This window comes from Allobosea sp. ASV33 (assembly GCF_016428755.1).
GTDB lineage: Bacteria > Pseudomonadota > Alphaproteobacteria > Rhizobiales > Beijerinckiaceae > Allobosea.
The window spans coordinates 1-13,232 of sequence record NZ_JAELTI010000125.1 but is presented as its reverse complement, the minus strand read 5'-3'; the positions used below and the strand labels follow the sequence as shown (position 1 = coordinate 13,232).

Annotated in this window: 11 protein-coding genes; 1 reads left to right on the top strand and 10 read right to left on the bottom strand. The window is 66.6% G+C overall.

Annotated elements, in window-relative coordinates; genetic code table 11:
- On the bottom strand, positions 1-1,029 hold a 1,029-nt coding region (locus JHD80_RS24530), incomplete at its 3' end, for a cytosine deaminase (protein WP_199092745.1).
- 190 nt (positions 1,030-1,219) lie between these two features.
- Here JHD80_RS24530 and folD point away from each other — a divergent pair.
- Positions 1,220-2,080 (top strand): bifunctional methylenetetrahydrofolate dehydrogenase/methenyltetrahydrofolate cyclohydrolase FolD, encoded by an 861-nt coding sequence (gene folD / locus JHD80_RS24525; protein WP_199092742.1) that lies wholly within the window; start codon positions 1,220-1,222, stop codon positions 2,078-2,080.
- Positions 2,081-2,220: 140 nt separating this feature from the next.
- Here the strand turns inward: folD and lpdA are convergent, their stop codons facing one another.
- The 9 genes from lpdA to zapE form a co-directional block, all read right to left on the bottom strand.
- Complete coding sequence (lpdA, locus tag JHD80_RS24520; RefSeq protein WP_199092740.1) at positions 2,221-3,621, bottom strand: dihydrolipoyl dehydrogenase; 1,401 nt, start codon at positions 3,619-3,621, stop codon at positions 2,221-2,223.
- A gap of 136 nt (positions 3,622-3,757) precedes the next feature.
- A complete protein-coding gene (locus JHD80_RS24515; RefSeq protein WP_199092738.1) occupies positions 3,758-4,162 on the bottom strand; it encodes an MAPEG family protein in 405 nt (134 codons plus the stop codon).
- A 114-nt stretch (positions 4,163-4,276) separates the two neighbouring features.
- Complete coding sequence (gene odhB, locus JHD80_RS24510; RefSeq protein ID WP_199092736.1) at positions 4,277-5,509, bottom strand: 2-oxoglutarate dehydrogenase complex dihydrolipoyllysine-residue succinyltransferase; 1,233 nt, start codon at positions 5,507-5,509, stop codon at positions 4,277-4,279.
- 108 nt (positions 5,510-5,617) lie between these two features.
- Entirely contained in the window at positions 5,618-8,575 is a 2,958-nt protein-coding gene (locus JHD80_RS24505) for a 2-oxoglutarate dehydrogenase E1 component (protein WP_199092734.1), read from the bottom strand.
- Between the two features lie 181 nt (positions 8,576-8,756).
- Positions 8,757-9,641, bottom strand: coding sequence for a succinate--CoA ligase subunit alpha (sucD, locus tag JHD80_RS24500; protein ID WP_199092732.1), 885 nt, complete (start codon positions 9,639-9,641; stop codon positions 8,757-8,759).
- A 9-nt stretch (positions 9,642-9,650) separates the two neighbouring features.
- Positions 9,651-10,847, bottom strand: a complete 1,197-nt coding sequence (sucC, locus tag JHD80_RS24495; protein WP_199092730.1) for an ADP-forming succinate--CoA ligase subunit beta — start codon at positions 10,845-10,847, stop codon at positions 9,651-9,653.
- A 78-nt stretch (positions 10,848-10,925) separates the two neighbouring features.
- Positions 10,926-11,888, bottom strand: coding sequence for a malate dehydrogenase (gene mdh, locus JHD80_RS24490; protein ID WP_199092728.1), 963 nt, complete (start codon positions 11,886-11,888; stop codon positions 10,926-10,928).
- A gap of 322 nt (positions 11,889-12,210) precedes the next feature.
- Positions 12,211-12,810 carry a TetR/AcrR family transcriptional regulator gene (locus tag JHD80_RS24485; protein WP_199092726.1) on the bottom strand — a complete coding sequence of 200 codons (600 nt, stop codon included), beginning with the start codon at positions 12,808-12,810 and terminating at the stop codon, positions 12,211-12,213.
- A gap of 2 nt (positions 12,811-12,812) precedes the next feature.
- The coding region (gene zapE / locus JHD80_RS24480; protein ID WP_199092723.1) for an AFG1/ZapE family ATPase at positions 12,813-13,232 on the bottom strand (420 nt) is incomplete at its 5' end.

Sequence of the window (13,232 nt, the reverse complement as noted above, 5' to 3'; positions counted from 1 at the left end):
GCCATAGGCATAGAACGGGTCGCGCGTGTTGTCGGAGGCGATCATCACCGGCACGCCGGCAGCCTTCAATTCATGCAGCGCCGTGACGCCGCGCCAGCGCGGCGTACGGCCTGGCCGCCGATCCTGGAGATACATGTTGCAGAGCGGCAGTGAGACCACGGCGATGCCGGCCTCGCGAACCTTGGCGATGATCCGCGCCTCGTCCTCGGGCGCCTGAAGCGCCAGGGAGCAGCAATGCCCGCAGAGGATTTTGCCCGTGAAACGATGGCGCAGGGCGGCATCGGCAATGTGCTCCAGCGAGCGCGCCGCCGGATCATTGGTCTCGTCGACATGGAAATCGAGATCGAAGCCGTTCTCGATCGCTGCCCGGAACAGGATATCGAGCGCCCGGTCGAGCTCCGGGATCATGTAGGTGACGCAGCCGAGCAGGCCATCGCCATGCGCCTTCACCGCGGCGATGATCGCCTGCATATGGACAGGGTCCAGCGCGGCATCGGCCCCGAAAAGCGGCGAGGCCTGCAGCGCGATCCGCCCGGCCCACTCCGCCCGCAATTCCGCATAGACCGGCCAGGAGATCCCGATCTGCTTCGCCAGCGAATCGAGATGCGTCCGCATCGCCGCGGTGCCGTGTGCGAAGGCGGTCCGCAGTGAGAAATCCATCCGCGCCTGCACATCCTGCGCCGACCAGTTCGCCTCGCGATCCGCCCCGACCGTATTCAGCGCGCCAGGGAAGGTGCCGTCCGGATTAGGGCTGCGCGGCCAGATATGGCCCTTGTCGAGATGGACATGCACATCGACGAGGCGCGGCAAGGCGATGCCGCCGTCGAGGTTAAAAGCCGGCCCGGCCCCAACGGCCGCTCCGGCGGGCTCGATCGCAGCAATACGGCCATCCGCAATCGCGAGATCGACACGCGCCAACCCATTGCGGTCAGCCAGGATATCGATGCCATCGATCAGGCAGGCGGGGACGCGCAGGTCGGTCAGGCGGAAGGCAGGCGCATCGGGCAGGCGCGCGAAACCGGTCGTCACGTTGTCTCGCCTCTCCTGCCTATCACGGTCGGGTTCGGAGATACCGGGCGGATGGCCCACTCGCAAGCCGCGCCGGTCCCTCCTCCCCCGCCGATGACGTCGCAGCCGGAAAAGCCGCGCATTCGGGCTTGTTCATGCGAGCGGGATCGCGCATGAGGGCGGCGTCATCAGCCAATACGAGGTCGGACCCATGACCGGCGAAGCCCGCATCATCGACGGCAAGGCCACGGCCGCTGCGCTCCGGGCCGAGATCGGCCGCGAGGTCGCGGCGATCAAGGCGGCGCGCGGCATCGTGCCCGGCCTCCATGTCGTCCTCGTCGGTGAGGATCCGGCGAGCAAGGTCTATGTCGCCTCCAAGGAGAAGCTCGCCGTCGAGGTGGGCATGAACTCGGTCGCCCACCGGTTGCCGGCCGACACGACCGAAGCGCAACTCCTCGCCAAGCTCGCCGAACTCAATGCCGACGACGCTGTCGATGGCATCCTCGTTCAGCTCCCGCTGCCGAAGCATATCGACACCGGCCGCATCATCGACGCGATCGATCCGGCCAAGGATGTCGACGGCCTGCACCCGATCAATGCCGGCCTGCTCGCCGGCGGCAAGAACGGGCTCGTGCCCTGCACGCCGCTCGGCTCGATGCTCCTGCTGAAGCAGGCCCTGCCCTCCCTGTCGGGCCTCGACGCCGTGGTGATCGGCCGCTCCGAGCTGGTCGGTCGCCCGGTCGCCCAGCTCCTGCTCCAGGCCGATTGCACCGTCACCATCGCCCATTCGCGCACGCGTGACCTGCCCGCCGTGGTCAAGCGCGCCGATATCGTCATCGCCGCGGTCGGCCGGCCCCGCATGGTCAAGGGCGACTGGATCAAGCCCGGCGCGACCGTGATCGATGTCGGCATCAACCGCCTGCCCGACGGCAAGCTGACCGGCGACGTCGATTTCGCGGAGGCCGTGAAGGTCGCGGGCGCGATCACCCCGGTCCCCGGCGGCGTCGGCCCGATGACCATCGCCTGCCTGCTCAAGAACACGCTGACGGCGTTTCACGCGCGGCGGGAGTGAAGTCAGCAGCCGACGAGGCCGCCGCGAGCGGCCCGGGCTCTTCGTCAGTTAGCACTCAAACAAAAAAGGAGCTGCAGTCCTGCGGCTCCTTTTTCGTTCTTGCAGCCGGGCCGCGCCAAAGGCGCGGCCCGGAAATCTGATCACATATGGATCTGGCGCTTCTCCACCGCCATCGCGGCTTCCTTCACCGCCTCGGCCAGCGTCGGATGCGCGTGGCAGGTGCGGGCGAGGTCTTCCGAGGAACCGCCGAACTCCATCAGCACGGTCACCTCGGCGATCAGGTCGCCGGCATGCGGGCCGATGATGTGGCAGCCGAGCACGCGGTCGGTCTCCGCATCCGCCAGCACCTTCACGAAGCCCTCGGTATGGCGGATGGCGCGGGCGCGGCCATTGGCCGTGAACGGGAACTTGCCGATCTTGTAGGCGACGCCGGCCGCCTTCAGCTCTTCCTCGGTCTTGCCGATCGCGGCGACTTCCGGCGCGGTGTAGACGATACCGGGAATGGCGTCGTAGTTCACATGGCCGGCCTTGCCGGCGATGATCTCGGCAACCGCGACGCCCTCGTCCTCGGCCTTGTGCGCCAGCATCGGCCCGCGCACCACGTCGCCGATGGCGTAGATGCCGGCGACATTGGTCTTGAAATGGTCGTCGATGACGACGCGGCCGCGCTCGGTGGCGACGCCGGCCTTGTCGAGGCCGAGGCCATCCGTGTTCGGACGACGGCCGATCGCGACCAGGACGATATCGGCATTGAGCGTGGTCGCCGTGCCGCCGGCCGCGGGCTCGACGGTGACGGTCGCGCCGCCCTTCTTTCCGGTCTCGACCTTCGTGACCTTGGATCCCAACTGGAAGGTGAAGCCCTGCTTCTCCAGGATGCGCTGGAACTGCTTGGCGACCTCGCCGTCCATGCCGGGCAGGATGCGGTCGAGGAACTCGACGACGGTGACCTTGGCGCCGAGGCGGGCCCAGACCGAGCCGATCTCGAGGCCGATCACGCCGGCGCCGACCACGACGAGCTCCTTCGGCACGGAGCCGATCTCGAGCGCGCCGGTCGAGGTCACCACCGTCTTCTCGTCGATGGTCACGCCCGGCAGCGGCGCCGATTCCGAACCCGTCGCGATGACGATGTTCCTGGTCTCGATCTCCTGCGCCTTGCCGTCTTCGGAGGTGACGACGACCTTGCCGGCGGACGGGATCGAGGCCGTTCCGTGGAAGGCGTCGATCTTGTTCTTCTTCAGCAGGAAGCCGACACCGGTGACGTTGGCATCGATCGTCTCCTGCTTGTGGGCCATCATCGCCTTGAGATCGAGCTTGGGCTTGCCGACGACGATGCCGAGCTTCTCGAAGGTGTGGCCAGCTTCCTCGAACATCTCCGACGCATGCAGCAGCGCCTTGGAGGGGATGCAGCCGACATTCAGGCAGGTGCCGCCATGGGTCTTGCGCTTCTCGACCACCGCGACCTTGAGGCCGAGCTGGGCGGCGCGGATGGCGCAGACATAGCCGCCGGGGCCGGTTCCGATGACGACGAGATCGTAGGACATGGTCTCTCTCTTGGCAGGATCAGGTGAATTCGGGCGGGCTCAGGCTTTGGCCAGCGGCGCGGTGAACGCCCCATAAGGCCCAAAAGGAACGCATGGCAGCCCCAGCCATGCGTTAGGAAGGTCGAGGCGAAGCGCGTCAGCTCATCAGCCGGATCAGCATCATCACCAGGCCGACGATCGAGGCGAGCCAGACGAAGGTCCGGAGGACCGGAATGCCGGCCGCATAGAGCAGGACATAGACGACGCGCGCCGCCAGGTAGAGCCAGGCGCCGGTGGCGGCGATGCCGCCGGCTTTGCCTGTGATCGTCAAGGCCAGCGCCAGCGCGACGAAGGCGGGATAGCTTTCGAGCAGGTTGCCGAGCGCCCGCTTCAGGCGCCGCGACAGGATGCTGCTGCTTTCGCGCCCCTCGTCGCGCGGGCTGAACAGGTATTTCGGCCCGAGATCGGCCGAAGAGGCGGCCTGGAGCACGATCTGCAGGAGCAGGAGCGCCACGCTCCAGCCCAGCACCGTGATTTCCGTCGTCGCTGCGATCGTAGCCATGTCAGCCCCCATCGTTGCCGTCAGAAAACAGTGGTGTTCTTCGAACGCCGACGCCAGCTACCGGACCGCGGGATGCAGAGCCGGCGGCCGGTCTCCCGGCCGCCGCTTCGCATCTCAGAGATCGAGCACGAGGCGCGCCGGATCCTCCAGGCCTTCCTTGATGCGGACGAGGAAGGTCACGGCTTCCTTGCCGTCGATGATGCGGTGATCGTAGCTGACCGCGAGATACATCATCGGGCGGATCTCGATCTTGCCGTTCACGACGACCGGACGCTCCTGGATCTTGTGCATGCCCAGGATCGCCGATTGCGGCGCGTTCAGGATCGGGGTCGACATCAGCGAGCCGTAGACGCCACCGTTCGAGATGGTGAAGGTGCCGCCCTGCATCTCCTCGATCGAGAGCTTGCCGTCGCGGGCCTTGCGGCCGAACTCGCCGATCTTCTTCTCGACGCCGGCAATGGAGAGCTCGTCCGCATCGCGCACGACCGGAACCACCAGGCCCTTCTCGGTGCCGACCGCGACGCCGATATGGTAGTAGTTCTTGTAGATGATGTCGGTGCCGTCGATCTCGGCATTGACCGCCGGGATCTCCTTCAGCGCCTGCACGCAAGCCTTCACGAAGAAGCCCATGAAGCCCAGCTTCACGCCGTGCTTCTTCTCGAACACGTCCTTGTACTGGTTGCGCAGCGCCATCACGCCGGACATGTCGACCTCGTTGAAGGTCGTCAGCATCGCCGCGTTGGACTGGGCTTCCTTGAGGCGGCGCGCGATGGTCTGGCGCAGCTTGGTCATCTTGACGCGCTCTTCGCGGGCGCCGTCATCCGGCGCCGAGGGGGCGCGGACGGCGATCGGCGCAGGCGCGGCAGCCGGAGCTGCAGCCCCGCCGGTCGCGATCGCGGCGAGCATGTCGCCCTTGGTCACCCGGCCATCCTTGCCGGAAGCAGCGACCTTGGACGGGTCGACGCCGCTCTCGGCGGCGAGGCGCGAGACGGCCGGGCCGGAATCGGCGGCCTTGGTCGCGGCAGCCTTGGGAGCCTCAGTGGCAGGAGCCGCAGCGGCAGCAGGCTTGGCCTCGGCCTTGGCAGCAGGGGCCGCAGCGGCAGCGGCGCCGCCTTCGCTGATCGTGCCGAGCAGCGCGCTGACACCGACCGTGTCGCCTTCCTTGGCGACGATCTCGCCGAGCACGCCGGCGGCCGGCGCGTTGACTTCCAGCGTCACCTTGTCGGTCTCGAGCTCGACCAGGGGCTCGTCGGCCTTCACCGCCTCGCCTGGCTTCTTGAACCACTTGCCGATGGTGGCCTCGGAAACGGATTCGCCGAGGGTGGGTACGCGGATTTCGGTCGCCATGTCAGGCCTCTGTTGTCTCGTTCTCTGGCGGCAGGTTCGGCACCGGCTAGGGCGCCGATGCAGCAATGAAATCCGGCAGCGCGCTCAAGGCGCCGCCGGAGAAGGATGTCAGGCCGCGAAGGCCTCGTCGAGGAAGGCGTTGAGCTGGGCGAGATGCTTGGACATCAGGCCGGTCGCGGTCGCGGCAGAGGCCGGGCGGCCGACATAGCGCGGACGCTTCGACTTCGAGCCGGCATGGCCCAGCACCCATTCCAGATAGGGCTCGACGAAGGTCCAGGAGCCCATGTTCTTCGGCTCCTCCTGGCACCAGACCACGTCGGCGCCCTTGAAGCGCGCCAGCTCCTGCGCCAGCGTCTTCAGCGGGAACGGATAGAGCTGCTCGACGCGCATCAGGTAGACATCGTCGACGCCGCGCTTCTCGCGCTCCTCCAGCAGGTCGAAATAGACCTTGCCCGAGCAGAGCACGACGCGGCGGATCTTCGAGTCCTTGACCAGCTTGGTGGTCGACTTGCCGCGCTCGGCATCGTCGGCCAGCACGCGGTGGAAGGTCGAGCCCTCGGCGAGGTCCGCGAGGTCGGAGATGCAGCGCTTGTGGCGCAGCAGCGACTTCGGCGTCATCAGGATCAGCGGCTTGCGGAAGTCGCGCTTGAGCTGGCGGCGCAGGATGTGGAAATAGCTCGCCGGCGTCGAGCAGTTCGCCACCTGCATGTTGTCCTCCGCGCACATCTGCAGGAAGCGCTCGAGGCGGGCGGAGGAGTGCTCCGGCCCCTGGCCCTCATAGCCGTGCGGCAGCAGGCAGACGAGGCCGGACATGCGCAGCCACTTGCGCTCGCCCGACGAGATGAACTGGTCGAACACGACCTGCGCGCCGTTGGCGAAGTCGCCGAACTGCGCCTCCCACATCGTCAGCGCGTTCGGCTCCGACAGGGTGTAGCCGTATTCGAAGCCGAGCACGGCCTCTTCCGAGAGCATCGAGTTGATGACCTCGTAGCGGGCCTGGTCCTCGCGGATATGGTTCAGCGAGGTGTGGCGGGCCTCGGTTTCCTGGTCGATCAGCACCGAATGGCGCTGCGAGAAGGTGCCGCGCTCGCAATCCTGGCCCGAGAGACGGACCGGGTTGCCGTCGAGCAGCAGCGAGCCGAAGGCCAGCGATTCGGCCGTCGCCCAGTCGATGCCCTCGCCGCTCTCGACCGCCTTCTTGCGATTGTCGAGGAAGCGCTGGATCGTCTTGTGGACGTTGAAGCCGGCCGGAACGGCGGTGATCTTCTCGGTGATCTCCTTCAGCGTCTCCGCCGGCACGCCGGTGGCGCCGCGGCGCGGATCGTCCTCGTCGGCGCGGATCGCCTTCATGCCGGCCCAGCGGCCGTCGAGCCAGTCGGCCTTGTTCGGCTTGAAGGCCTGGCCAGCGTCGAACTCGACCTCCAGCTTCGCCTTCCAGGCGGCGCGCATCGCGTCGAGCTCGTCGGCACTGATGACGCCTTCCGCCGCGAGCTTGGCGCCGTACAGCTCCAGCGTCGACTTGTGGCCGCGAATCTTGCGGTACATCAGCGGCTGGGTGAAGCCCGGCTCGTCGCCCTCGTTATGGCCGAAGCGGCGATAGCAGAACATGTCGATCACGACCGGCTTGTGGAACTTCTGCCGGAACTCGATCGCGACCTTGGCGGCGAAGACCACCGCCTCCGGATCGTCGCCGTTCACATGGAACACCGGAGCCTCGACCATCTTCGCCACGTCGGACGGGTAGGGCGAGGAGCGCGAATAGCGCGGATAGGTGGTGAAGCCGATCTGGTTGTTGATGATGAAATGCAGCGAGCCGCCGGTGCGGTGGCCCTTCAGGCCGGAGAGGCCGAGGCATTCCGCCACGACGCCCTGGCCGGCGAAGGCCGCGTCGCCATGGATCAGCAACGGCAGAACCTTGGAGCGCTCGACGATGTCGCCGAACTGGTCCTGCTTGGCGCGCACCTTGCCGAGCACGACGGGATCGACGATCTCGAGATGCGACGGGTTGGCGGTCAGCGAGACGTGGACGTTGTTGCCGTCGAACTCGCGATCGGCGGACGCACCGAGATGGTACTTCACGTCGCCCGAGCCCTCGACGTCGTCGGGCGCGAAGGAGCCGCCCTTGAACTCGTGGAACAGCGCGCGATGCGGCTTGCCCAGCACCTGGGTCAGCACGTTGAGGCGGCCGCGATGGGCCATGCCGAAGACGATGTCGCGCACGCCGAGCGCGCCGCCGCGCTTGATGATCTGCTCCAGCGCCGGGACCAGCGCCTCGCCGCCATCCAGGCCGAAGCGCTTGGTGCCGGTGAACTTGAGGTCGAGGAACTTCTCGAAGCCTTCGGCCTCGACGAGCTTGTTCAGGATCGCCTTCTTGCCTTCCTTGGTGAAGGCGATCTCCTTGTCCGGCCCCTCGATGCGCTCCTGCAGCCAGGCCTTCTGCTCGGGGTCGGAGATATGCATGAACTCGATGCCGACCGTGCCGCAATAGGTCCGCTGCAGCACCGCGACCATCTCGCGGATGGTGGCGAACTCCATGCCGAGCACGTTGTCGATGAAGATCTTGCGGTCGAGATCGGCCTCGGTGAAGCCGAAGGCGGCTGGCGACAGCTCCTCATGGTCGGTGCTGCTCTCGATGCCGAGCGGGTCGAGATTGGCATGGAGATGGCCGCGCATCCGGTAGGCGCGGATCAGCATGATCGCGCGCACGGAATCGCGGGTCGCCTGCTGCACGTCGGCGGCGGAGAGCGCGGTGCCGGCGGCCTTGGCCTTGGCGCCGAGCTTGTCGGAGATCACCTTCTCGACGACGGCCCAGTTGCCGTCCAGCGCCGAGACCAGCTCGCCGCTGGCGGCGATCGGCCAGTTCGGCTTCTTCCAGGACGCGCCCTTGGCGTTCTGCAGGACAGCTTGCTTGTCGTCCTTCAGCGCGCCGAAGAAGCTCTGCCACTGCTCGTCGACCGACTTGGGATCGGCCTCGTAGCGGGCATAGAGATCCTCGATATAGGCAGCGTTGCCGCCATAGAGGAAACCGGTCTGCGCGAGAGCCTCGTTGATGTCCTGGCGAGCCATGATGCTCCTGCCTTCCTTCGCCGCTTAAGCCATGTCCGAACCCCTGCCCGGACATCCTTTCAACTTGCCGTCATGCTCGGGCTTGCGCCCTGAGCATCTTGCCGTTTTGCCGTCGCCTCTTCCGGGACGAGATGGTCGGGTCAAGTCCGACCATGACGCGCCCCGGAGAGGCGTTAGGACCTCAGCCCTTCAACACTTCGACCAAGGTCTTTCCAAGGCGCGCCGGCGAGGGCGAGACCCGGATGCCGGCGGCTTCCATCGCGGCGATCTTGTCCTCGGCGCCGCCCTTGCCGCCCGAGATGATCGCGCCGGCATGGCCCATGCGGCGGCCGGGAGGAGCCGTGCGGCCGGCGATGAAACCGACCATCGGCTTCTTGCGGCCGCGCTTGGCTTCGTCCTTGATGAACTGCGCCGCGTCCTCTTCGGCAGAGCCGCCGATCTCGCCGATCATGACGATCGACTCGGTCTTGTCGTCGGCCAGGAACATCTCGAGCATGTCGATGAACTCCGTGCCCTTGACCGGGTCGCCGCCGATGCCGACGGCCGTGGTCTGGCCGAGGCCCTCGCGGGTGGTCTGGAACACCGCTTCATAGGTCAGCGTGCCCGAGCGCGAGACGATGCCGACCGAACCCGGCTTGAAGATGTTGGCCGGCATGATGCCGATCTTCGACTGGCCGGCGGTGACGACGCCGGGGCAGTTCGGGCCAATCAGGCGCGACTTCGAGCCGGAGAGCGAACGCTTGACGCGCACCATGTCGAGCACCGGGATGCCCTCGGTGATGCAGATGATCAGCGGGATCTCGGCGTCGATCGCCTCGCAGATCGCGTCGGCGGCGCCCGGAGGCGGCACGTAGACGACCGAAGCGTCGGCGCCGGTCTTGGCCTTGGCCTCGTGCACGCTGTCGAAGACCGGCAGGCCGAGATGGAGCGAGCCGCCCTTCCCCGGCGAGGTGCCGCCGACCATCTGCGTGCCATAGGCGATCGCCTGCTCGGAGTGGAAGGTGCCGTTCTTGCCGGTGAAGCCCTGGCAGATGACCTTGGTGTTCTTGTCGATCAGGATGGACATGTCTGCTCCTCAGGCCTTCTTGACCGCGGCGACGATCTTCTGCGCGGCGTCGTCGAGGTCATCGGCGGGAATGACGTTGAGGCCGGAGTCGCGGATGATCTGCTTGCCTTCCTCGACATTCGTGCCTTCGAGGCGCACGACCAGCGGAACCTTGAGGCCGACCGCCTTCACCGCCGCAATCACGCCGCGGGCGATGACGTCGCACTTCATGATGCCGCCGAAGATGTTGACGAGGATGCCCTTCACCTTCGGGTCGGCGGTGATGATCTTGAACGCCGCCGTCACCTTCTCTTCGCTGGCGCCGCCGCCGACGTCGAGGAAATTCGCCGGGCTTTCACCATAGAGCTGGATGATGTCGAGCGTCGCCATGGCCAGGCCGGCGCCGTTGACCATGCAGCCGATCGTGCCGTCGAGCGCGATATAGGCGAGGTCGTACTTGGACGCCTCGATCTCCTTCTCGTCCTCTTCCGTGGTGTCGCGCAGCGCAACCACGTCGGGGTGACGGTAGAGCGAGTTCGAGTCGAACGAGACCTTGGCGTCCAGGCACTTGAGCTGGCCCTGGGTGGTCACGATCAGCGGGTTGATCTCGAGCATGTCCATGTCCTTGGCCACGAACGCGCTGTAGATCTGGCCGAGCACCGTGCCGGCCTGCTTGGCGAGATCGCCGGTGAGGCCGAGGATGCGCGCCATGGCGCGGCCGTGATGCGGCATGATGCCGGTCGCCGGATCGACCGAGAAGGTCTCGATCTTCTCGGGCGTGTCATGGGCGACGGCCTCGATGTCCATGCCGCCCTCGGTCGAGATGACGAAGGCGATGCGCGAGGTCTCGCGGTCGACCAGCGCCGAGAGGTAGAACTCCTTCTCGATGTCCGAGCCGTCCTCGATATAGAGGCGGTTGACCTGCTTGCCGGTCTCGCCGGTCTGGATCGTGACCAGCGTGTTGCCGAGCATCTCCTTGGCGTGGGCCTCGACCTCTGCGACCGACTTGGCCAGGCGAACGCCGCCCTTCGCGTCGGGGCCGAGCTCCTTGAACTTGCCCTTGCCGCGCCCGCCGGCGTGGATCTGCGACTTCACGACGTAAAGCGGCCCCGGCAGCTTCTTGGCGGCCTCGACCGCCTCAGCCACCGTCAGTGCCGGGAAACCGGCCGAAACGGGCGCGCCGAATTCCTTGAGGATGGCTTTGCCCTGGTATTCGTGGATGTTCATGTGCTCGGTTTCCCTGGCAGCGACAAAAATTGACGAAAGGGCGGCCGCGCGTCTCCGCGCCGCCGCCCCCGCTCTAGATCACGCGAGTGACGGATCGACGGTCTTGCAGGCGTCGATCAGGCCCTGGACCGAAGCCACCGACTTCGCCAGCATCTCCTTCTCGGCGCCGTTGAGGCGGATCTTGACGACGCGCTCGACGCCCTTGGCGCCGATCACGACGGGAACGCCGACGAACATGTCCTTGACGCCGTACTGGCCCTTGAGCGCAGCCGCCGCCGGCAGCACGCGCTTCTGGTCCTTGAGATAGCTCTCGGCCATCGCGATCGCCGAGGCAGCCGGGGCATAGAAGGCCGAGCCGGTCTTGAGCAGGTTGACGATCTCGCCGCCGCCCTTGCGGGTGCGCTCGACGATGGCGTCCAGCTTCTCCTGCGTGGTCCACTTCATCTTGACGAGGTCCGGCAGCGGGATGCCGGCGACGCCCGAGTAGCGGACCAGCGGCACCATGTCGTCGCCATGGCCGCCGAGCACGAAGGCCGAGACGTCCTTGACCGAGACGTTGAACTCTTCGGCGAGGAAATAGCGGAAGCGGGCGGAGTCGAGCACGCCGGCCATGCCGCAGATCATGTTGGGCTTCAGGCCCGAGAACTTCTGGAGCGCCCAGACCATCGCGTCGAGCGGGTTGGTAATGCAGATCACGAACGCCTTGGGGGCGTACTGCTTGATGCCCTCGCCGACCGCCTTCATCACCTTGAGGTTGATGCCGATCAGGTCGTCGCGGCTCATGCCGGGCTTGCGCGGCACGCCGGCGGTGACGATGATCACGTCCGCGCCCTTGATGTCCTCGTAGGAGTTCGTGCCCTTGTAGCCGGCGTCGAAACCGTCGACCGGCGAGGACTCGGCGATATCCAGGCCCTTGCCCTGCGGAATGCCCTCGGCGATGTCGAACAGGACGACGTCGCCCAGTTCCTTGAGGCCGGCGAGGTGGGCGAGCGTGCCGCCGATCTGGCCGGAGCCGATGAGGGCGATCTTCTTACGGGCCATTGCCTAGTCCTTTTGTTCCTGGCGCTACCATCGATCCGGCTGCTGCCGGCTTCGACCTTCAAAATGCCTTGGCGCTGCGACAGGCCGGCCTCCGATGGAAGCCAGCCAAACCGTGCGTTCCTTTGGCCCAAACCGGCCTTTTGCCGCAACCCTCGCCGCAAAAGCGGCTTTTCTCGGGCACGGGAGCCCCTCGCGCGACATCGCGCGAGGCCGGTCCTGATTTTTCAAGGACTTAGTGAAATCCTTCGCTCGCACTCGGTTCCATCAGGAACGAAATCCGGCAATTACAATTTACAGATATTGTAATTGGTCACCAGATTATTCACACGATCCCGCTGCCGAGCACCCGCAGGATCACCCGGATCAGGGTCGAGAGCCGGGTATCGACCGAGGCCTGCGGCACGTCCGCCTCCAGCGCCAGCGAGGCCGGATGGATGAAGCGGTTGGTGGCGTCGATGACGAAGGCGATCGCCCTGTCGCGGTCGCGCGGCTCGAACACGCCGGTGGCCATGCCCTCGTCGACCACACGCTCGAACAGCGCCCGCACGCGGGTGCGGTTGCGCCGGCTGATCGCATGCCGCTTCGCCACCGCCAGCGACAAGGCCGCGAAGAGATGCGGCTCCTCGGTCAGGAGATCGCGATTGGCCTTGGCCAGCGCCAGGATCAGGCGCTCGAGCTTGTCGTCGGCCGGATCGGGCCCGTCCGCGACATCGGCGAGCCGCCGCTCGGTCGCCTTCAGCCAGACATCGACGACGGCGTCGATCAGCGCGCCCTTGGACGGGAAGTAGCGGTAGACATTGGCATGGGTCATGCCCGCCTCTTCCGCCACGGCGACGACGGTGAAGCGCTTCAGCCCGAACTTGCGCAGATGCTCGCCGGCGACCGTGAGGATGCGGGTCTCGCTCGGCTCGCGCTGCGCCATCGTCAAGTCTCGACCAGGCCGGTGGTGTTGCCGCTCGCCGCCGAGTCGGGCCGGCCATGCGGCATCGCCAGATACTCCTCCGAGCGCATCTCGATCAGGCGCGAGACCGTGCGGTCGAATTCGAAGGCCTCGCGCCCCTGCTTCGCCTGGTAGAGCTCATGCGGCTCGGCCGCTGCCGAGGCGACGAGCTTCACATGATGCTCGTAGAGCGTGTCGATGAGGATGATGAAGCGCTTGGCCTCATTGCGCCGGTCGTAGTCGAGGATCGGGATGTCATCGAGCACCAGCGTGTGGAAGCGCTGCGCCAGGGCGATATAGTCAGACGCGCCATAGGCCTGGGCGCAGAGATCGGCGAAGCTCGCCCGCGCCACGCTGCCGGCCGCCTGCGGCAGGACGAGGTCGTGGCCCTGCACGTTCAGCAC

Coding starts and splice junctions, on each gene's coding strand:
- folD (WP_199092742.1), top strand. CDS start 1,220: ATGACCGGCGAAGCCCGCATCATCGACGGCAAGGCCACGGCCGCTGCG.
- lpdA (WP_199092740.1), bottom strand. CDS start 3,621: ATGTCCTACGATCTCGTCGTCATCGGAACCGGCCCCGGCGGCTATGTC.
- JHD80_RS24515 (WP_199092738.1), bottom strand. CDS start 4,162: ATGGCTACGATCGCAGCGACGACGGAAATCACGGTGCTGGGCTGGAGC.
- odhB (WP_199092736.1), bottom strand. CDS start 5,509: ATGGCGACCGAAATCCGCGTACCCACCCTCGGCGAATCCGTTTCCGAG.
- JHD80_RS24505 (WP_199092734.1), bottom strand. CDS start 8,575: ATGGCTCGCCAGGACATCAACGAGGCTCTCGCGCAGACCGGTTTCCTC.
- sucD (WP_199092732.1), bottom strand. CDS start 9,641: ATGTCCATCCTGATCGACAAGAACACCAAGGTCATCTGCCAGGGCTTC.
- sucC (WP_199092730.1), bottom strand. CDS start 10,847: ATGAACATCCACGAATACCAGGGCAAAGCCATCCTCAAGGAATTCGGC.
- mdh (WP_199092728.1), bottom strand. CDS start 11,888: ATGGCCCGTAAGAAGATCGCCCTCATCGGCTCCGGCCAGATCGGCGGC.
- JHD80_RS24485 (WP_199092726.1), bottom strand. CDS start 12,810: ATGGCGCAGCGCGAGCCGAGCGAGACCCGCATCCTCACGGTCGCCGGC.